This is a genomic window from Kitasatospora sp. NPDC059673 (assembly GCF_042734215.1).
Lineage (GTDB): Bacteria > Actinomycetota > Actinomycetes > Streptomycetales > Streptomycetaceae > Kitasatospora.
This window is the reverse complement of record NZ_JBHWEN010000013.1, coordinates 170,553-191,198: the sequence shown is the minus strand read 5'-3', so window position 1 is coordinate 191,198 and position 20,646 is coordinate 170,553. Positions and strand designations below refer to the sequence as shown.

Here is a 20,646-nt window from a genome sequence, read left to right as displayed (position 1 = left end):
TCCGCACCCTTCTGTCACCGCGCTCCCCGGCCGAATCCCACGGCTGTTGGGGACTCCTCGTACGCGCATCAGCGCGGCCCGGGGCGGGTATCCGTACCGGAGGGAAAAACTGATTGACGGTCAGCTCCGACCCGGGAAAGGCTCGTCCTGCCGCCCGGGGCGGTCCGGACCCGAACCGGCCACCGGCCGGCGGCGCGCCGTAGGCTTGCAGGCAGCACAGCAGCGGAGGAAAGTCTTGATCCCTACCAAACCGGTCCGGCTTCCGGAGTACGAGTACCAGTCGCTTCGTCTGCCGCGCGGCACCTCTCGCAACGCCGCGCGTCAACTGCTCACCGACCACGCCGAGTACGGGCAGTGGGAGCTCGACCGGCTCCGGCTGTACCCCGACGGCAGCCGGACGGTCCGACTGAAGCGGCGCATCATCCGGCAGGTCCGCTCCACCTGGTAGCGCACATGCCCGCGCCCGGGCCGCCCCGTCGAATCGTGCGACGGGGCGGCCCGGGCGCGGGCGTTTTCCGGCGTCGGCTGCCGGGCTAGGCCTACTGGTTTCGACCTACTGGTTTGGCCTACCGGCTTCGACCTTCTGGTTTCGGCCTACTGGTTCTTGCCTGCCGGTTGTTGCCTACCGGTCTGTCTGGCCTCAGCGGCGGGCGAGGACCCGGGAGCGGCGGTAGAGCACGCCACCGCCGAGCAGCAGCAGGATGCCGGCCGGGGCGAGGATCTCCAGGCCGGAGGCGCCGGTGGAGGCCAGCTGCTGGCCGGTGTTCCCCGCGGTGGCCTTGACCTCGCCGCCGTGCGGGGCGGCCGGGGTGCTGGTGTGCTCCGTCCCGGGCGGGGTGACGGGCGGGGTGACCGGCGGAGGGGTCCCGCCGCCGGGGGGCGTGCACTCGCCGTTCGGCGGGGTGCAGGCGGGCGGCGGCGTCTCGGTGACCGGGGTGGGGGGCGCCACGGGCGGCGTGACGTGGTTGCCGCAGTTGTTGCCGAACGCCGGGTTGCCGAGGCCGACCACGTTGACGCTGTTGCCGCACGCGTTGACCGGCACGTCGACCGGCGCCTGCGCCTGGTTCCCCGAGATCACGCCCGGCGAGTGGCTGGCCGTGCCGCTGGCCGAGGCACCCGTCCCGGACGTCCCCGTGGCGCCGGAGCCGGTCGAGCCCGGGCCTCCGGTGTGCGAGCCGGTGGAGCCGGTGTGCGAGCCCGAGCCGCCGGTGTGCGAGCCCGTGGAGCCGGAGTGCGAGCCCGAGCCGCCGGTGCCGGCTGTGCCGGATCCGCTGTGGTTCGCGCAGTTGTTGCCATAGGCCGGGTTGAGCAGGCCGATCACGTTGATGGTGTTGCCGCACGCGTTCACGGGGAGCTCCACAGGGACCTGTACCGCGTTCCCCGAGGCGACGCCCGGCGAGTTCGCGGCCACGCCGTGGGCGTCGGCAGTGGCGTGGGCGTAGCCCGCGGTCGAGGCCAGCACGCTGCCGGTGGCCATGGCCGTGAGGAGGCCTTTCCTGGCGACCTGTCGCATTGACTCCCCTTGTTTTCTCTGTCCGGTGGATTGATGCCGGTGGACTGACTGAACTGATTTCCGATGACTTCGGCATTCCGCCGGCCGGGACCATTCATCGATCCGATAGTCGGAATTCCGTGCCGCAATTGCGGCAGCACTACGTTCAACGACCCCCGGTGGTGAAGGTTGAGCCAGCTGCAGGCGGTTCATCCGATCGGGTGAGGTCTGCGATATTCCGGGAACCGCGACGTTCACCCGCACGGGGAGGCACCCCGCCCCCCGGACATGCGTCCGCCCCCGCACGACCAGGAGGTCGTACGGGGGCGGGAGTTCAGGGCGTGGGCCGCTGTCCGGTCGGTCCTCGACGGAACGCGGTCAGCAATCCCTTCAGAAGTTCGCGCAGCCGTTGCCGAACGCCGGGTTGAGCAGGCCGATCACGTTGATCGTGTTGCCGCAGACGTTGACAGGGACGTGCACCGGGATCTGGATCAGGTTGCCGGAGAGCACGCCCGGGGAGCCGACCGCGGAGCCTTCCGCGTACGCCCCGCCGTGCGCCGAGGCGGCACCCGCACCCGCGAGCACCAGACCACCGGTGGCGGCGGCGACGGCAGCGATCTTCTTGACCTTCATCTGTCTGTTCCTCCTGGTCGTTTCCAGCCCGTTCCCCCGGGCTGCACACGGATGAACGAGGGCCCGGCACCCGGGATGCGGGGCCGGGCCGACATTCACCCGTTGAAGCGATCAAGCGAACAGCTGATCGGCATCTCTCACGCTCGACTGCTTCTCATATTTCCCAGCTACTCTCCCGGGCGCACTTCCCTCTACGCCGCACTTTCCTGTGCGCCGCACTTCCTGTGCCCTTGGCGCCTTCAGGCCAGGTCGATGAAGCGGTCCAGCACCCGGACGCCGAACTTCAGGCCGTCCACCGGCACCCGCTCGTCCACGCCGTGGAACATGCCGGCGAAGTCCAGGTCGGGCGGGAGCTGGAGCGGGGCGAATCCGAAGCAGCGGATGCCCAGGTCCTGGAAGGACTTGGCGTCCGTGCCGCCGGACAGGCAGTAGGGGACGGCCCGGGCGATCGGGTCCTCGGCGCGCAGCGCGGTCTGCATGGCCTCGACCAGGGCGCCGTCGAAGCTGGTCTCCAGCGCCTTGTCGTAGTGCAGGCTTTCCCGCTTGACGCGCGGGCCGAGCACGCTGTCCAGCTCGGCCAGGAACTCCTCCTCGTAGCCGGGCAGGAAGCGGCCGTCCACGTGCGCGGTGGCCTGGCCGGGGATCACGTTCACCTTGTAGCCGGCGCCGAGCATGGTGGGCTGGGCGGTGTTGCGCAGGGTGGTGCCGATCATCTTGGCGATGCCGCCGAGCACCCGGAGGGTCTCGTCCATGTCGTCCGGGTCGAGCGGGACGCCGAGGGCGTCCGAGAGCTCGTCCAGGAACGCTCGGACGGTCTTGGTGATGCGCAGCGGGAACTGGTGCCGGCCGAGCCGGGCCACTGCCTCGCAGAGTTCGGTGATGGCGTTGTCGTCGTTCTCCATCGAGCCGTGCCCGGCCCGGCCCTCGACGGTCAGGCGCATCCAGTGCATGCCCTTCTCCGCCGTCTCGATCAGGTACAGCCGGGTCTGGTCGTTGACGGTGAACGAGAAGCCGCCGACCTCGCCGATCGCCTCGGTGACGCCCTCGAACAGCTCGGGGTGACGGTCCACCAGGAACCGGGCGCCGTAGGTGCCGCCGGCCTCCTCGTCGGCGAGGAACGCCAGCACCAGGTCGCGCGGGGGCTTGCGGCCGGTGCGCAGCCGGTCGCGGACCACCGCGAGGGTCATCGCGTCCATGTCCTTCATGTCGACCGCGCCGCGGCCCCACACGCAGCCGTCGGTGATCTCGCCCGAGAACGGGTGCACCGTCCAGTCGGCGGCGTTGGCCGGCACCACGTCGGTGTGGCCGTGGATCAGCAGCCCGGGTCGTGAGCGGTCCTCGCCCTCGATCCGCACCACGGTGGAGGCGCGGCCCTTCGCCGATTCGAAGATCTGCGGTTCCAGCCCGAACTCGGCGAGCTGCTCGGCGACGTACTCGGCCGCCTTCCGCTCCCCCGGGCCCGAGCCGTCGCCGTAGTTGCTGGTGTCGATACGGATCAGGTCACGGCAGATCTCGGCGACCTCCGACTCGGCCGTCACCGCGCGCTCGCTGCCCACACTCATCGCTCCCACCTAGTCTCGGCCCGCCCGGCGCGGCTGCGGCCCGCACCGCCCCGGCCCGGCCGGGAGCCGCGGGCGCCATCCCGCCATCCTCCCCCCAGCACCCGCCCCACCCCAAGGGCGCGGCTCCCCGCACCCCCCGGTTTCGAAGCCCGACTCACCCCGCGACCCCCGGTTTTGGGTCTGCCAGGCGATCTTTGCTACTGTTGTCCATGTCAGCGCGGGACACCGCCCCGCAAAGACAAACACCCCGTCCGGGTGGCGGAATGGCAGACGCGCTAGCTTGAGGTGCTAGTGCCCTTTATCGGGCGTGGGGGTTCAAGTCCCCCCTCGGACACCGAAGAAAGGCCCCAGGTTCTCCTGGGGTCTTTCTGTTTTCAGGCCGCGGGCGTGACCACCCCCGTAACCAACAGCCCTGGAAGTCCCCTGGCCAGACCAGGGACGACAGGCCGATCCGGTTGGCGCTGGATGCCGCAAGCTTCTTGGCTCCTCGGGCGCGACGACGGCCGTACCGCGTCATCACGTAGCCCGACGGGTGGTGTCGGGGTTGGCGGAGACCTCCACCGGGTTGTCCTCGTCGTCGAGATCGTTCGTTCGATGGAACCCTCGTCCCAGTTGATCAGGTCCCACATCCACCCCAGGACTTCGCTGCGGCGGCACGAGGTGGCCGCGTACGAGGTCCACAGCGGCGCGTCCCGCAGGCAGTGATGAGTCAGCCCGCCGTCACAGGCCCGGTTCCCGCACGGCCGCCATATCTCACCCATGTGGAGCGCTGTCATCAGCCCAGACGGTCAAGGTGTCGAGCCGGGGAAGCGCCGTCCTGCCCTGGTTTGGTCGGCGGGACCGGCAAGGGGAACGACCCATCCGAACCGCACCGGCCCCGGCCGCTCATCGATCTGAACCGGCGCTGTCCGCCAACCCCTTCCGCGCACTCATCTGACCAAGCAACAAACAAAGCCCCGATCGTTTGGTCGGGGCTTCATTCGTCGGCGTCCGGCGCGACACCCTCAGCGACCAGTGACGGTACGCAGCAGCCTGCGATACCAGGGACGGCGAAGGCTCCTCCACATGGCTGCCACCTCGGCGTCCGTGGTCGGCCTTCGCAGGTACTTGTGGTTGTCGCGCATCAGGTGATCGAACTCCCCGCTCACCAACGCATCACGCAGCCTGGCGAGTTCCGTCGGCCTGAGGCGCAGGAGACGGCGGTCGTCCTCGATGTGGCCCATGACGACCCAGCCGTCGTTGGCCTCTGCGATCACGACTCCGCGAATCCGATCGTCATCGTCCACGGCGGTTGCCTCCCAATGCAGTCCGAACGCGTCACGGGGGTAGTACTCGACCAACGCGGTCATGACGATTCCTCGTCCTTCGTAGGTGTTCCGCCGATCTCAAGCCACACGTACTGCCACCCCTCCGCCCTTCGGTGCCCGAACCGATCGGCCTGGCTCAGCACCGCGAGCAGGCCCACTGTCAGGCCCAGGTCGGGCGTCCCGCGAACTCGAACGGACACCTTCACCGCCCCGCCACGCGTCCACGTGATCGAGGGACGCTCACGGGTCAACACAGTCAGCTCCGCGGCGAGTCCACCCGCCTTCGCCCGCGCGGCCCGTAGCTCCTCGTCCGTCGGCGGGTCATCCGGCTCGCCGACCTCACCCACGTACGTCACCGGGCAGGTACAGGTCGAAGGCCAGCAGCGGCACGTCCTCGGGGCGCGGCTTCTCGCCGGCCTCCGCCCTGATCCTGGTCACGCTCGCCGCGTACGCCCTACGGGTGTCGGCCTGCATCAGCCACAGGCGCGCGTCGTAGGCGGTCCCGAACCTCAGCAGCACCGCACGGCCTGACTCGTCCGGCAGAGCGCAGTACCCGTCCAACAGAAGGTCCTTCAGGGCGAACGAGCCGTCCACCTCCACCACGTCATAGCGCATCACGGCATGCGACCCGGCGACGGCGGGTTCTCTCTCGAATTCGGCGAACATTCCTGGCTCTCCATCGCTCGATGTTCACTGGGCGAGAAGCCAGGTTAAAGCCGTCAGCGAGCCAGGATCGCAATTATTCTGGCGATCGCTTAAAGATCTCTTCGATACATCTCCGCCCACTCAAAGAGCTGCCGACGAGCCTGTTCACCGAAGACAGCTATACGCTCATACAGCGAAAATACTTCAAGGTGCTCCGCCACATCTCTCGGGTCCTGAAATACCATCCGCCCAGTGAACGTCTCAACGGTAGCCAGGCGGTCATCATAGACGGTAAAGGTATTCATGGGGCCGCGGCCGAGAAGCGCTCCGAATGGAATCACACCGATTCGAATGTTCGGGAGGTTAGAGAGAGCCGCAAGCCGCTCGATCTGGACAGACATGGCCGATGGACCAACCACAGCCCATTTCACAGCCTGCTCAGTGAGTATGAAAGCGAAAGACTTCGAAGTGTCGTAGAGAACTTCCTGTCTCTCCAACTTTCGCGCCACGGTCTTCGAGATATCACCTGGCGAGTATTCCAGGCTCGCTCTGACGTATTCCGGCGTGGCCAGCAGTCCCGTGAGCATGGCCGGGAGGAAGAACCGCAGCTCACGAGCGCCAGTCTCCAGCGCAGTCAGCTCAGCCTGCCGCTTCTCCAGTCCCAGTCGCCACGACGCCCGGACCTCCTGCCACTGCGTATTCGCACTTCGAGCAAGGGCGGATATTTCGTCCACAATATTGGCCGGCGCGCCCACCGCCCGGAGGATACGCTCAACCTCGGTAAGCGTCGGAATCTTCTTACCAGTCTCAATCTTGCTGATCGTGCTCTGAGACATCGAGCAAAGCCTAGCGAGCCGGACCCCAGTGAGGCCGGCTCGCTTGCGCAGTTCTCGCAGCTCCTTGGCCAGGTCCGATTTCGACCGCCCAAGCTGCTCAGGATCTATTGTCACTCACCCATGCTCTCCACGTACTCCAGGAATGGAACTGACCTGGCAAGGGCAAGCTGCTTCCACTCCAGATAAGGACGAGGGTCTCCGTCGAGTACCTCGCGGTTGATCTGAGTTCCGTCGGAGCGGTAGTTCATGAGGACTACGCGCGAATCATCGAAAATCCAGAAGTCCTGCCCCGGGAGCCCCGGGTTCTCCTGGTCAGTCAAATCGAGGATCCTGACGTCCTCGCCCGCTCCGACGTTGTGCCGGTAGTGAGCAAATTCAAACCGCAGATATTCGGTCAGCGGACGCGTAATCACATGGACTCGCCCGACCGTCCGCCCGGTCCTGCGGTAGCCCTCAAGTCGCTCGGTCCATGCCGCAGTGTCAGCAGCCGTGACCGGCTCGCCCGCCCGGAACCGGCGAATAGCTTCCTCTTCTTGCGGCATGGTGCAGACGGGGTGCGTCTCCAATCGCCACGCATCTCGCTCCATGGCGTCGAAGTACTTGCGCCAGTCACTTCCATCCAAGAGCACGGAACGCCTCCCTCAAGATGTGCTCCGGGATCTCGACCAGACCCTCACCCTCCGGCGGCCTGAAGCCGTCGAAGAGGTCACCCTGCACCACGAACGACCCTCGGTCAGTCGCGTACACGTTGGGACAGTCGTCGGCACCGCACTCCCCCGAACCGCTGCCGTCGCCGCTCCCCAGGCCAGTCAGTCACGTCAGCCCCGGCTTGTCAGCCATGTCAACCCCCTAATGATCGGCCCTGGTTGAGCCGTGCAGGTACGAAGGTAGGGAGCCTCGCCCAGAGCTGTCTATGCCGACTCTGTGATATTCCCGTGTTGGCATAAGGATCTTCCTCCAACAGCAGGCCAGAGGGGGATGGTCACGTGACCAACGCATGACCAACAGCGGTCCGAGACGGTCAGAAACGCCCAGGTCAGGTAGGTAGGCCGAGTGGCCGAGTTGATGGCGGATCAACGACGTTTCCGCAGGTCAGAACTAACAAAGGCTGGCGCCCGAGGCGAGAGTTCAAGTCCCCCTCGGACACCGAAGAAAGGCCCCAGGTTCTCCTGGGGCCTTTCGCTGTTCGGTGGGGCTACGCGTTGTCGGGGGTGTCGGTCAGGGCCTGGGTGACGAGGTCGTTCAGGAGGGTTGTGTAGCGGGTGGTCCAGGAGGTGATGGTTTCGGGGTTCCAGAGGTCGGTGGTGTATTCCAGGTAGCCTGCGAGGGCGTCGCCTGCGGGGACGAGGCCGAGGTTGAATTCGCTGCGGGCGGCCGGGATGGTGAGGTCCTGGGCGTGGGTGGTGAGGCCGGGCAGGGTGATGTCGGTTTCCAGGGAGTTCTGGTACTGGAAGCCGTGGTCGAGGCGGTCGGGGACGTCCGGGTAGCCGCGTTCGCGCAGGCGGGGGCCGGAGCGGGACAGTGGCATCAGGTGGTCGAGGGCCTCGTTCGCGGAGCGGGCCGTTGCGCGTACCTGGTCGGCGAACGGTGTCGAGGTGTCGGTTCGCAGCCGCAGCAGCAGGGAGGAGACGGTGCAGGCGAGCAGCGATTCCTCCTCGCGGCGTGCGCGGTTGGCGTACGCGACCTGGAGGAGGTTGTCCGTACGGCCGTTGAGGGTTCCCATGAACCGGGCCAGGGCGGTGACGGTGACGGCGAACGGGGTGGTGTCCAGTCGCCTGGCCAACTCCTCGATGCGGCTGCGCACTTCCGCCGGCACCGTGAACTGCGCCACCTGGCCCTGGCCGCTGAGCTTCTCGGGTCGTGGCCGGTCCAGCGGGAGGTCGTGCTTGAACGGCGCGTCCTTCAACTGGCGTTCCCAGTAGCTGTAGTCGTCCTCGCGGTCGGCGTCGCTGCGGGCCTGCTCGTGCCGGGCGTAGGCGATCTGCTGGGTCGCCGCCGGCAGGCCGTGCGGCTCGCCGGTGAGCGCCGCCCGGTACAGGGCCGCGAAGTCCTTGAGCAGCACGCTGACGGCCCAGCCGTCGCACATCGAGTGGTGCATGACGAACACCAGCGCCCAGGATTCCTCGCCGGTGCGCACCAGCCGGACCGCCGGCCGGACGCCCGCTTCGAGGTCGAAGGGGTGCCTGGCCGCCTCGGTGCTGATCCTCGACAGCTCGGCCTCGCGCTCGCTCTCCGGCAGGCCCCGCAGATCCTCCACGGGAGGCTCCACCGGATGGACCGGCAGGACGTCCTGCCACCAGTCCTCGGCCTTGTCGCCGCGGACGCACCTCGTGCGCAGGGACTCGTGACGCTCCACCAGGCCGGTGAGGGCGGTGTGGAGCGCGGCGACGTCCAGGGGGCCGGTGATGAGGAGCCGCAGCGCGACGTTGAACACCTCGGGCACGGGGAGCTTGCCGATGCGGTCCGCGAACCTCGCCTGCGTCGCGGTGAGCGGGGGGCGATCGGGCAGGACGGCCGACCTCGCGCGTGACTCCGGGGCCGGGGCGCTGTCCGACGGCGGGCGGGAGGCGTCCACGAAGGCGGCCATCGCCGCCGGGGTCGGCTCCTGGAAGAGCCGCGTCACCGGCACGTCCACCCCGAGCGCCTCGCGCACCCGGTTCACCAGCCGGATCGCGGTGATCGAGTGCCCGCCCAGGCCGAAGAACGAGGCCTGCGGGTCGACCGCCTCCACGCCGATGCCGAACTCGGCCGCCCACAGCTCGCGCACCCGCTGCACGGTCCGCGACGGACCGGGGGCCGGTGCGGCCGGGAGCGTCGGCGGAGCGTGCGTCGTCGGGACGGTGATGTCCGGCTCGGGCAGGGCCGAACGGTCCAGCTTGCCAATGCCGTTGAGCGGCAGCGCCGGCAGGACCGCCCAGGCCCGTGGCACCAGGTACTCCGGCACCCGGCGCGCGAGCGCCCCGGCGGCCAGGGTCGCGAAGGCCGTCCGCTGCGCGGCGGCCGTCCCGTCCTCGCCGTCCAGCGGCTCGGCCGGGACGAGGTAGCCGACGAGGTGGGCGTCCCCGCGTGCGTCCCGCAGGGCGAGGACGGCGGCCTCCCGCACGCCCCACACCTGACGCAACTGCTCGGTCGCCTCGCCGGGTTCGACCCGGAAACCGCGGATCTTCACCTGGTCGTCGGCGCGCCCGCAGAACTGGAGCGCCCCGGAGGAGGGGTCGCGCCGCACCAGGTCGCCCGTGCGGTACATCAGCGCGCCCGGACCACCCGCCGGGTCGGGCAGGAACCGAGCGGCGGTCTCCTCCGGCCGGTCCAGGTAGCCGAGCGCGACTCCGGCTCCGGCGACGTACAGCTCACCGACCTTCCCGTCGGGCACCGGCCTGCCGTCGGCGTCCACCAGCCGCACCCGGACGTTGTCGACGGGCAGGCCGATCGGAATCGGGCCCGCCTGCGAACCCTTGGGCGCGACGGTCTCCACCGTGCACAGGATCGTGGCCTCCGTCGGCCCGTACACGTTCGTGACCCGGTACGGCGCCGATGCGTGCGGCCGCACCCTCAACACGTCGCCGCCGACCGCCAGTTGACGCAACGGCGGCTGGCGGCGCTCGTCGAGGCCGATCAGCGCCTCGCCGAACGAGGTGGTGAGGAACGAGAACGTGATGCCGTGCACGGCGTACCAACGGGCCAGCGCCAGCGGGTCCTTGCGGGTCTCGTCGTCGGCGACGACCAGCGTCGCACCCGCCGTCAGCGTCGGCCAGATCTCCATCAGCGAGCCGTCGAAGCTGACGCTGGACAGCAGTGCCGTCCGGTCCTCGGACGTCGTCGCGAAGTGCTGGTGATGCCACTGGCAGAACGACACCAGGTTGCGGTGCGGGACGGCGACGCCCTTGGGCCGTCCGGTCGTTCCCGAGGTGTGCAGCGCGTAGCAGAGGGAAGCGGACGTCGCCGGGTCCTCGGCCTCGGTGGGCGCGGGGGCGCTGCCGGGGTCGCCGGCGGCGGGAGCGGTGACGTCGAGAACGGTGACGTCGGCGGGCAGGTCGAGGGCGGCCGCCGAGTTCCCGGTGGTGAGCAGCAGCGGCGAGGCGCAGTCGGCCAGCACGGCCTTGGCCCGCGCGAGCCCGAGGTCAGGGTCGATCGGCGCGAAGCCGTGACCTGCCTTGAGGACGGCGAGCATCGCCACGATCAGCTCGGGCGAGCGGTTCAGCCACACCGGGACCGGCCGGTGCGGGCCGGCCACCGGCGCGCCGATCAGGTCCCGGACGACGGCGGCGAGCCGGCCCGCCCGGCGTTCCAACTCCCCGTACGTCAGGACGGTTTCGCCGTCGATGACGGCCGGGCGCCCCGGGTGGCGGGCCGCCTGCCGGGCGACCCAGGCGTGCACGGTCGTGTCGGGTACCTCGCGCACCGGGCCGGCGAGCCAGCCGTCCGCCTCGGCCTGTGCGGTGCTCGCGCCGAGCTGCGAGAGCGGCGTCGCCTCGTCCGCCACGGCCTGTTGCAGGAGGTCGGAGAACGCCGTGAACCAGCTGTCGATCGTGGCGAGGTCGAACAGGTCGGTGTTGTACTCCAGGTGGCAGCGGATGCCCTTGGACGGGCCGCCGTCGGTGAAGTACACGCACAGGTCGGCGAGGGCCTTGTCGGGCCCGGCGTCCAGGGCGGTGGCCCGCACGCCCGGCAGGTCGAGGCGGAACGGCTCGTCCCGCTCGAACTCGGCGAGCACCTGGAAGACCGGCGTGCGATCGGTGGCGCGGCTCGGCGCCAGCTCCCGCACGACCGACTCGAACGGCACGTCGGCGTGGTCGTAGGCGTCCAGCGCGGTGCGTCGCACCCGGTCGAGCAGGGTGCCGAAGTCGGGGTCGCCGGACAGATCGACGCGCAGCGCCAGGGTGTTGACGAAGAAGCCGACCAGGTGCTCCGAACCCTCGGGGCGGTCGGAGATCGGCGTGCCGATCACCACGTCCTGGTCGCCGGTGAGGCGGTGCAGCAGCGCCGCGTAGCCCGCGATCAGCGTCATGAACAGCGTCGCGCGCCGACCCCGGCTCAACGCCCGCAGGCCGTCGGAGAGTTCGGGGGGAAGGGTGCGGAAGGCGGCCTTGCCGTTGGACGTCATCACCGGCGGGCGGGGCCGGTCGGTGGGCAGGTCCAGCACCGGCAGTTCGCGGCCGAGGGTCTCCCGCCAGTACGCGAGGTCCTCCGAGCTCTTCGGGCTCCCGGCGGCGGCCCGCTGCGCACGGGCGTGGTCGGCGTACGACCGGGTGAGCGCGGGCAGTTCGCCCTCCGGGACGGTCCGGCCGGCCGACTCGGCCCGATAGAAGGCGGAGAGGTCACGAGTCATGACGGCCGCCGACTCCGCGTCCACCACGATGTGGTGGAGCGAGAGCACCAGCACGTGCCGCTGCTCGCCGAGCCTCACCAGCCGGGTGACGAAGAGCGGGCCGTCCGCGAGGTCGAAGCGGCGGGCGCTCTCCGCGTCGAGCACGTCCTGGACGGCGGCATGCGGGTCGGCCCCGGCCGGGGTGGACGCCGAGCGGTCGATCAGCTCGAAGTCCGGCTCGCCCGGCGGCAGCACGACCTGAACGGGCTCGCCCGGGGCGGCCTCGCGGAAGACGGTCCGCAGGCTCTCGTGGCGGGCCACCAGCGCACGCACGGCGGAGCGAAGCGCGGGGACATCCAGCGGGCCGTCCAAGAGGAGGGCCTTGGACTCGTTGTAGGCGGTGCGGCCCGGCAGGATCTGCTCCTGCATCCAGATGCGCTGCTGGCCGAAGGAGAGCGGGTGCCGCCGCAGCTCCGGCTCCTGCGGCTCGGCGCTCCGGGGCGGTGCCGCGACGACGGGCTCGGGCGGGGTGGCGGCGGCGGGCTCGGGCGGGATGGCGGGCTCGGGCGCTGCCACGGTGGCGACGGGCTTCGGCGCTGTGACGGGCACGGCGGGCTTCGGCGCTGTGACAGGCTCCGGTGCCGTTGGGCGTGCGGGCTGCGTGGTGGCAGGCCGGGCGCAGGAGCGGCGCAGCGCGTCGAGGTGGGGCAGCCCGGCGCGGAGCGTCGCCGGCGGGACGCCGAAGTCCACCAGCGCCACGATCTCGTCCACGCCGGCCGCCCTGACGGCATCCACGACGGGCCGCACGCTGTCGGCCGTGCCGATCAGCGCCCGGTCGTCGCAGTACCGCCGGTAGGCACGTGCGAACAGCACGTCCTGATCGTCCTGGGTCAGTGTCGACAGGTCGACGTTGTACCCGAGGCTGTTCGTCACCCCGCCGAACAGGGAGAGCGAGGCTCGCATGTACCGCGAGAGCGGCTCGAACGCCGCCTCGCGCGCCCGGTTGTGGTCGCCGCCGAGCAGGGTGTGCAGCAGGATGGCGACCCGCCCGGCGGCCGGGTCGAGGCCGTGGGCGGCGCGGGTTCGGCGGTAGCGGGCGACGTTGTCGCGCAGCTGGTCGATGCTCTGCGACATCAGGTTGGTGACGATGCCCAGGTCGTGGCGCGCCGCCAGCTCGTAGGAGGCCGGGTTGCCGACGACCGCCGTGAACATCGGCGGCATGTCCTGGACCGGCCGTGGGAACAGCCGTATCTCGGTCTCGCTCCCGTCGCCGACGGTGCGCGTGAGGGCCTCGCCGCGCCACAGCTTCCGGACCTCGGCGAGCTGGTCGAACATCGACTCCCGGTGGCGGCCGAAGCGGTCCGGGAAGAAGACGAAGTCGTTGGCGTTCCAGCCGCTCGCGCAGCCGATGCCGACCCGTCCGCCGGAGAGGTTGTCCACCATCGACCACTCCTCGGCGACCCGGATCGGGTCGTGGAGCGGCAGGACGACCGAACCCGCGTTGATGCGGACGCGTTCCGTCTCCCGGGCAAGGGCCGCCCCGAGCACGGCGGGGTTGGGGAACAGGCCGCCGAAGGAGTGGAAGTGCCGTTCGGGCATCCAGAGGGAGTGGAAACCGTGGGTGTCGGCGTACCGGGCGGTCTCCAGGATCATGGCGTACTTGTCCAGGCGAGGGGCGTCCTCCTGGGGGTAGTCGCCGAAGAAGTAGATGCTGAAGTCGGGGCCCGGGATACGGGGCGGGACGACCGACGGGGACGAGGCAGTGGCGGCGGCCGGGGCCGGGGCCGAGGCCGGGGCCGGGGCCGAGGCCGGAGCCGGGGCCGGGGCCGGGGCCAGGGCGGAGACCGGAGTCGAGGCCGGGGACGAGTCCGTGGCCGGAGCCGGAGCCGGGGACGAGTCCGTGGCCGGAGCCGGAGCCGGGGCGGCGACCGAAGCCGGAACCGGGGCGGCGACCGGAGCTGGGGACGGGACCGGGGCCGAGGCGGAGGCCGGAGTCGAGGCCCGGGCCAGAGGCGAGGCGGCGACCGGAGCGGGGGCCGGGGCCGACGCCGGAGCCGGCGCGGAGAGGGATATCGCCCCGACCGGCAACGGGGTCTGCGGCGCAGCGGGCGTCCCGGCAACCAGGGCATCGGCAGCGACCGAAACCGGGGCGGTGGCCGGAACCGGAGCCGGAGCGGCGACCGGCGCCGAGAGGGGCATCGCCCCGACCGGCAACGGGGTCTGCGGCGCGGCGGGCGTCCCGGCAACCAGGGCATCGGCAGCGACCGAAACCGGGGCGGCGACGGGACCTGACACCGGGGCGGTGGCCGGAACCGGAGCCGGAGCGGCGACCGACACCGGGGTCTGCGGCACGGCGGGCGTCCCGGCAACCGGGGCGGTGGCGGCGGCCGGTGTGGGGGAAGTGGCGGCGGCCGGGGCGGTGGCGGCGGCCGGTGTGGGGGAAGTGGCGGCAGCCGGGGCGGTGGCGGGGGCCGCTGCCGAAGGCAGGGTGCGGGTGCCCGGGAAGAAGCCGGCGTCGCGCAGCTCGCGCAGCGAACCCTGGACGGCGTCCGTGATGAGGGCGAGGTCCTCGTCCGTGTGCGCGGTGGACAGGAAGAAGTTCCGCCACTCCCAGACGAACACCCCGCGCAGCAGCAGGTGGTGGTAGAGCAGTTCCATGTCGGCGCGGTGTTCGAAGCGGAACATCGAGCCGAAGTGGGCGAGCCGCAGCGGGAATTCCTCGGCCTCGAAGAAGCCGTTGAGGTCGGCCGCGAACCGGTCCGTCCGCCCGTTGAGGCGCTGCTGGAGTGTCGGCCCCTGCGCCTTGAGGTGGGTGAGGACGGCGCGGGCCGCCACCATCGACACCGGGTGCTGGATGTAGGTGCCGCCGAAGAAGGTCGTCTCGCCCGGCGGGTAGCTGGCGTCGCCGTAGTTCCAGTGGCCGCCGTCGATGCCGTCCATGATGTCGGACCGCCCGGCGATGGCGCCGATCGGGAAGCCGCCGCCGAGCAGCTTGCCGTAGGTGGCCAGGTCCGGAGTCACTCCGTACAGCTCCTGGGCGCCGCGCAGCGCCGGACGGAAGCCGGTCAGCATTTCGTCGAACATGAGCACGATCCCGTGGCGCTGCGTGAGTTCGCGCAACTCCCGGACGAACTCCACCGGTTGCAGGGACGGGTGGCGGCTCTGTACCGGTTCGATGATGCAGGCGGCGATGGACTGCGCCTGCTCCTCGATGACGCGCAGCGATGCCGGGTCGCCGTAGTCGAGGACGAGCAGGTCGGCGACGGCGCTGTCCGGGATGCCGATCGACACGGGTGCGGTCGCGCGCTCCTCGCCCGTCCCCGCCGCGCGGCCGAGGACGTTGTCCGCGTGTCCGTGGTACGAACCGTGGAACGTCACGATCTTCCGGCGTCCGGTGGCGGCGCGGGCGAGCCGGATCGCGGCCGAGTTGGCCTCCGTCCCGGAGTTGGCGAACCCCACCCGTTCCATGCCGGTGATCTCGGCGAGCAGTTCGGCCGCCTCGCCCGTCTCGGCGTTGCGCGGCCCCAACTGCACACCGCGCGAGAGGTGTTCGCGCACGGCCTCGCGGACGAACGGCGGCTCGTGGCCGAACATCAGCACACCGAAGCCCATGGTGATGTCGGTGTACCTGTTGCCGTCGATGTCGGTGATCGACACACCGGACGCACCGCGCGCCGCGATCGGGTACAGCATCTCCTTGGTGCTGGAGCGGAAGCCGACCACGGCCCGGCTGTCGGCCAGCACCCGGCGGTGGCGCTGCGCCAACTCCTTCGACGTCGGCGTCTTCGCGGTGTACCGGCGGACGAGATCGTCCAGGTGTCGCTTGCGGCTCTCCGGCCCGGTGCCGGCGACCATGCCGGAGGCGCGGTCCACGGCCACCCGCGGGCCGTGCATCCTCGGTGCGGCGCCGGAGGGTGCGGCGTCGGAGGGTGCGGCGCCCGAGGGTACGACGCCGGAGGGTGCGGGCGCCGCCGCCTCGGACGCCTGGGCTGCCCCGGCCAGTTGCTCGGCGATCCGCCGCGAGAGTTCCGCCATCGCGGCGAGGTCGCTGTCGGCGGCGGCGGTGACGGCCGCGATGCCCTCCTGGCGCTGCGGGGCGCTCACCGGCCACCGGCCGCGGTCGAGGTGCCGCCGGGCAGGGAGGCGAGCTGGCGGGTCAGCAGTTCGGAGAGCTGCGTCATCATCTGGAGCTGGATCTGCGTGAGTTGCTGGATCTGACGGGCCAGGTCCTCGATCTCCTGACGCGTCGCGTACACCGGGGCCGCCGGCTGAGCCACAGGGGCGACCGGCGCGGCGGGCGCGACCGGGGCCGGCGCGACCGGCGCGGGGGCCGGGGCAGTGGCAACCGGCGTGGGGGCGACCGGCGCAGGGGCCTGGATCGGGGCGGGAGCCGGGGCGCCCGGGATCCGGCCCACGATCAGCTCGGCCAGCAGTCGCGGCGTGCCGGCCTCCTCGAACAGCTCGCGCATGGCGACCTTGACCTGGTGCTCCTGCTCGATGAGCCGCAGCATGTGGATCAGTTGCAGCGAGTCGGCGCCCAGGTCGAAGAACGAGGTGTCCTCGGTCACCGTCCCCGGTTCCGCGCCCAGGTGATCGACCGTCACTTCGACGATGTGACGGCACACGTCGTCGGCGGTGAGCGTGCCCGTGTTGCTCAGTTCCACTGCGTCCTCGTCTTCCGTTGGTTCACCGAATGCGCTGATCGCCGGTTCGGGGCCGGTCCAGTAGTGCCGACGCTGGAAGCGGTAGGCGGGCAGCGGGGTGCGGCCGCCGCCGGTGCCTTCCAGCAGGTGGTGCCAGTCCACGGGCACGCCCGCGCAGTGCAGGGCGGCGGCCGCGGACCACAGGGGTTCGATGCCCGCGCCGCGGCGCGTCGCCGAGGCCACGGTGGCGGCGGGCAGGCCGCGCCTTGCCAGGCCGCCGAGGGTGTGGTGCGGGCCGAGGTCCAGCAGCACGGGCTCGCCGGACGCCTGTTCCCCGAGCGTCGCGAGCACGGCGTCGAACCGCACCGTTTCCCGGGTGTGCCGCAGGAAGTAGTCCGGGTCCGGCACCCATCCCACGGGGCGGAGGATGCCGTCCAGCCCGCTCACGAACGGGACGGTCAGTGGGTGGAAGGCGGTGCCCTCCAGCACCGTGCGGAACGCGCCGAGCGCGGGTTGGGTCAGCGCCGTGTGGAAGGCGCGGTCGACCGGGAGCCGCTCTCCGGGGATGCCGCGTTCGGCGAGCAGCGCGAGCAGTTTCTCGGCCGCTTCCACCGGTCCGCCCAGCACGTGCGACCGCTCGCCGTTGACGACGGCGACCTCCAGTCCGGGGATCTCGGCGGCCAGTTGCCCGGCGGTGCGCCGGTCGGCGGCGACGGCGACCATCGCGCCGGGAGGGCAGGCCTGCATGAGCCGGCCGCGCTCGGCGGTGAGCCGCAGTCCGTCCGCCACGGTGAGCGCCCCGGCGGCGGCCAGCGCCGCGTACTCCCCGGCGCTGTGTCCGGCGACGATCGCGGGCCGCACTCCGGCCTGCTCCCACATGCGGGTGAGGGCGGCTTGGAGGGCGAACAGCGCGGGCTGTGCGGTGCCGGTCGGCCAGGTCTCGTGCTCGGCGGCTTCGGCGTCGGCGCGGAATGCGTCCAGCAGTGGTGTGCCGTACTCGCGGCGGTACTGCGCCTCGCACGCGTCGAGGACGTCCGCCACTGCCCGGAACCTGCGGTCGAAGGGGGCGGCCATGCCGCGGGAGGGGCTGCCCTGTCCGGCGAACAGGAAGCCGACGGGGGTCGCGCCCTCGCGCGGGGCGAGGCCGGACCAGACCGGGCCGCGTCCGCCGGCGGTGGGGGCGGTGCCGGTCAGCCAGTGGTCGAGCGCGTCGGCGAGCGCTGCCGGGCTGTCGCCGCGCACGGCGATCCGGTGCCGTCCGTGGGTGCGGCCGAGGGCGGCGGTGGTGACCAGGTCGGGCAGGGACGTGTCCGGGTGCCGGCGCAGGTGGCTGCGGAAGGCGCGGGCGTTGGCGGTGAGCGCCTGCGGGTCGCGTCCGGAGAGCAGCAGGACGCCGGGGGTGGGGTGGGCGTCGCGGTCCGGCGCGGGGGTCGCGGGCGGCGGCTCCTCCAGCAGGATGTGGACGTTGGTGCCGCCCACGCCCAGCGAGGTGACCCCGGCCCGGCGCGGGCGACCGTCCCGCGGCCACGGCCGGGCCTCGCGGGGGACGTAGAAGGGGCTGGTGACCAGGTCGATCGCCGGATTGGGGTGCTCGAAGTTGGCCAGCGGTGGGATCACCCCGTGCCGCACGGCGAGCATCGCCTTGATAAGGCCCACCAGGCCCGAAGCCACGTCCAGATGACCGATGTTGGCCTTGGTCGAACCGATCGCGCAGTAGCCGGTGCGGTCGGTGTCGGCGCGGAACGCCGCGGTGGCGCCGTCGAACTCGATCGGGTCGCCCTTGAGCGTGCCGGTGCCATGGGTCTCCAGCAGGCCGATCTCGTCCGCGCCGACCCCGGCCGTCTCCAACGCCCTTCGGATCGCCACCTGTTGGCCGACCGCGCTGGGCGCGGTGTAGGTGTGTTTGGCGGCGCCGTCGTTGCTGACGCCCCACCCGCTGATGACGCCGTGGACGGTGTCCCGGTCGGCGACGGCACGGTCGAGCCGCTTGAGGACGATCGCCGCCACACCGTTGCCACCGACCGTGCCGTCCGCCGACCCGTCGAACGCCCGCAGGCGGCCCGTCCTCGACAGGATCGAGCCCTTGACGTACTGGTAGCCCAGCACCTGCGGCGTGTGAATGGCCGTGGCCCCGACCAGCGCGAGGTCGGTCTCACCGCCCAGCAGCGCCTGCGCGGCGGTCTGCACCGCGACGAGCGAACTGGAGCACCCCGTCTGGATGTTGAAGGACGGTCCGGTCAGGCCCAGCCGGAAGGAGGCGCGGGTGGCGGTGAAATCGGGGTAGTTGCCGATCATCATCTGCAGGCGCGAGAGCCAGTCCTCCGCGGGCGCCGCCCGGAGCACGTTGTTGAGCAGGTAGGTCTGCAGCGAATACAGCTCGTACCCGGTACTGGCGTAGACGCCGATGCGCTCACCCGGCCGCTCCTGCGGGTAACCGGCGTTCTCCAGTGCGTGGTAGGCGACTTCGAGGAAGAGGCGGTGCTGCGGATCGGTGTAGGTGGCCTCTCGGCCGCTCATGCCGAAGAACGGTGCGTCGAAATGCGAGACGTCGTCCAGGACGGCGCTCGCGCCCACGAAATCCGGTGCCCGGTACTTCTCGGGCGGGATTCCGGCGGCGGCGAGCTCCTCGTCCGTGAAGTGCCGGATGCGGTCCTCGCCGTCGCGGATCAGCCGCCAGAAGGCGTCCTCGGTCGTGGCACCGGGCAGGCGGAGCGCGAGGCCGATGACGGCGACCCGGCGGTCGGCGGGAGCGGTCATGCCCGTCCTCCCTCGGAGGCGGGAACCCGGCCGTCGGCCGCGCCGTCCGCCGGGGTTGCCCGTCCCGCTGCTGGGGTGGCCCGGCGTGCCACCGCGCCCCGCACCAGCAGCAGCAGGAACCCGACGCAGAGCAGGATCGCGAGCCCGTGGAGGCCGCCCACCACCTGCAGCGGCGAGAAGTGTTCCAGTAACGCGCCGCTGAGGATCATGCCGAGGCCGAAGCCCAGGTTCTCCACCGACGCCGACAGGCCGAACAGCCGCGCCCGCTGCGCGTCCGGGGTGGTCTGGAGCCGCGAGACGTAGGCGACCTCGGTCAGGCCGTCCGCCATGCCGGCCACCAGGGCCACGACGACCGCGAGGACGGTCGGCAGCCCGCTGAAGACGAGAATGAACGCGGCCGACATCACGCAGGCGCCCAGCGCGAAGATCCGCTCACCGGGGCTGTGGCCCGTCCGGGAGCTCCAGCGGGACAGGATCTGCTGCATGGCGATGTTGCCGATCGCCCAGGTCGCCCAGAACTGGCCGATGAACGCGGCCGGATGGGCGTGGTCGAGCGCATCGGAGTAGACCGGCAGGGCCACGTTGTGGGACGAGGAGCCCAGGCCGTCCACCGCCCGGACGAGGACCATCACGGCCACGACGGGCATCGACCGCAGCAGCATCAGCGTGGCCCACCGTCCGCCGCCGTCCTGCTCCGCCTTCGCCACCTCCGCCGCGGCCTCGCTCTTCCGCGCGGCCTCGGTGCGGATCGGCAGCGACAGCAGCACGCTCGCCGAGACGACGAACGACAGCGCGTCGAGGGCGAAGGCCCAGCGGTAGCCGAGCTGGGCGACGATGATGCCCGCGGAGCCGAACCCGGCCACCATCGCCAGCGAACGGCCGGTCGCCAGCAGGCTGTTGGCCCTGGTCCGCAGCTCCGCCCCGACGATCTCCGGCACCGCGCTGCGCAGCGACACCCCGGAGACCGTCGAGCAGGCGCCGGCGACGACGGCGAGCGCGAACAGCAGCGCGACGCGGGCGCCCGACGGCGCCAGCAGCAGCAGGACCAACGCGGTGGCCTGGGTGAGGTCCGCGCCCACCATGAGGCGTTTGCGCGGGATCCGGGAGGCGAGGGCGCCCGCGACGACCCCGGACGCCACGCTGGTCAGCAGCCGCACCGCCATGTACAGACCGGCCGTCAGAGCGCTGCCCGTCAGGTGGTAGACGAAGACGTTGAGCGCGACCATGTTCAGATAACTGCCGTACGCGGAAACCGCGTTGCCCGCGACGAGTAAGCGGAAACGCTTCAACTCGACCCTCCCCCAAGTCTGTGACATGGACGCGCCCGGCCATGGTGGCCGCAGTCTAGGAAGGTGAAGATCCTCATGGCAAGACCTTCACAAAGCAGTTCGGATCTCGAAGCAGATGTGACCGAACGACGAAGCCCCGGACCGGGTGGGGCCGGTCCGGGGCTCCGACGTCGC

Annotated in this window: 12 protein-coding genes and 1 tRNA gene; 2 read left to right on the top strand and 11 right to left on the bottom strand. The window is 71.2% G+C overall.

Annotated features, from left to right (window positions below):
• Nucleotides 1–238: 238 nt before the first annotated feature.
• Nucleotides 239–448, top strand: coding sequence for a DUF5703 family protein (locus ACFV18_RS17705; protein WP_043912690.1), 210 nt, complete (start codon nt 239–241; stop codon nt 446–448).
• A 192-nt stretch (nt 449–640) separates the two neighbouring features.
• On the opposite strand, the gene ACFV18_RS17700 is transcribed toward ACFV18_RS17705, so the two are convergent.
• The 3 genes from ACFV18_RS17700 to ACFV18_RS17690 all read right to left on the bottom strand — a co-directional run bounded on the left by ACFV18_RS17700 (nt 641) and on the right by ACFV18_RS17690 (nt 3,687).
• Nucleotides 641–1,477: a chaplin gene (locus ACFV18_RS17700; protein ID WP_380484101.1), complete on the bottom strand. Its 837-nt coding sequence runs from the start codon at nt 1,475–1,477 to the stop codon at nt 641–643.
• A 405-nt stretch (nt 1,478–1,882) separates the two neighbouring features.
• Nucleotides 1,883–2,125 (bottom strand): chaplin, encoded by a 243-nt coding sequence (locus tag ACFV18_RS17695; RefSeq protein WP_380484099.1) that lies wholly within the window; start codon nt 2,123–2,125, stop codon nt 1,883–1,885.
• A 239-nt stretch (nt 2,126–2,364) separates the two neighbouring features.
• A complete protein-coding gene (locus ACFV18_RS17690) occupies nt 2,365–3,687 on the bottom strand; it encodes a M20/M25/M40 family metallo-hydrolase (RefSeq protein WP_380484097.1) in 1,323 nt (440 codons plus the stop codon).
• 249 nt (nt 3,688–3,936) lie between these two features.
• On the opposite strand from ACFV18_RS17690, the gene ACFV18_RS17685 reads away from it, so the two are divergent.
• Nucleotides 3,937–4,021 (top strand) — tRNA-Leu (locus ACFV18_RS17685).
• 670 nt (nt 4,022–4,691) lie between these two features.
• Here ACFV18_RS17685 and ACFV18_RS17680 read toward each other — a convergent pair.
• The 8 genes from ACFV18_RS17680 to ACFV18_RS17645 all read right to left on the bottom strand — a co-directional run bounded on the left by ACFV18_RS17680 (nt 4,692) and on the right by ACFV18_RS17645 (nt 20,499).
• Nucleotides 4,692–5,036 carry a hypothetical protein gene (locus ACFV18_RS17680; protein ID WP_380484095.1) on the bottom strand — a complete coding sequence of 115 codons (345 nt, stop codon included), beginning with the start codon at nt 5,034–5,036 and terminating at the stop codon, nt 4,692–4,694.
• A gap of 297 nt (nt 5,037–5,333) precedes the next feature.
• Nucleotides 5,334–5,660: a hypothetical protein gene (locus ACFV18_RS17675; RefSeq protein ID WP_380484093.1), complete on the bottom strand. Its 327-nt coding sequence runs from the start codon at nt 5,658–5,660 to the stop codon at nt 5,334–5,336.
• A gap of 89 nt (nt 5,661–5,749) precedes the next feature.
• Nucleotides 5,750–6,589, bottom strand: coding sequence for a helix-turn-helix domain-containing protein (locus ACFV18_RS17670; protein WP_380484091.1), 840 nt, complete (start codon nt 6,587–6,589; stop codon nt 5,750–5,752).
• Entirely contained in the window at nt 6,586–7,104 is a 519-nt protein-coding gene (locus tag ACFV18_RS17665) for a DUF6879 family protein (RefSeq protein WP_380484087.1), read from the bottom strand. The genes ACFV18_RS17670 and ACFV18_RS17665 overlap by 4 nt, the downstream gene beginning before the upstream one ends.
• Nucleotides 7,085–7,288, bottom strand: a complete 204-nt coding sequence (locus ACFV18_RS17660) for a hypothetical protein (RefSeq protein WP_380484141.1) — start codon at nt 7,286–7,288, stop codon at nt 7,085–7,087. Before ACFV18_RS17660 ends, ACFV18_RS17665 begins: the two co-directional genes overlap by 20 nt.
• Before the next feature lie 382 nt (nt 7,289–7,670).
• A complete protein-coding gene (locus ACFV18_RS17655) occupies nt 7,671–15,818 on the bottom strand; it encodes a MupA/Atu3671 family FMN-dependent luciferase-like monooxygenase (protein ID WP_380484139.1) in 8,148 nt (2,715 codons plus the stop codon).
• A 65-nt stretch (nt 15,819–15,883) separates the two neighbouring features.
• Complete coding sequence (locus ACFV18_RS17650) at nt 15,884–19,183, bottom strand: type I polyketide synthase (RefSeq protein ID WP_380484085.1); 3,300 nt, start codon at nt 19,181–19,183, stop codon at nt 15,884–15,886.
• Complete coding sequence (locus ACFV18_RS17645) at nt 19,180–20,499, bottom strand: MFS transporter (RefSeq protein WP_380484083.1); 1,320 nt, start codon at nt 20,497–20,499, stop codon at nt 19,180–19,182. The genes ACFV18_RS17650 and ACFV18_RS17645 overlap by 4 nt, the downstream gene beginning before the upstream one ends.
• Between the last annotated feature and the right edge of the window lie 147 nt (nt 20,500–20,646).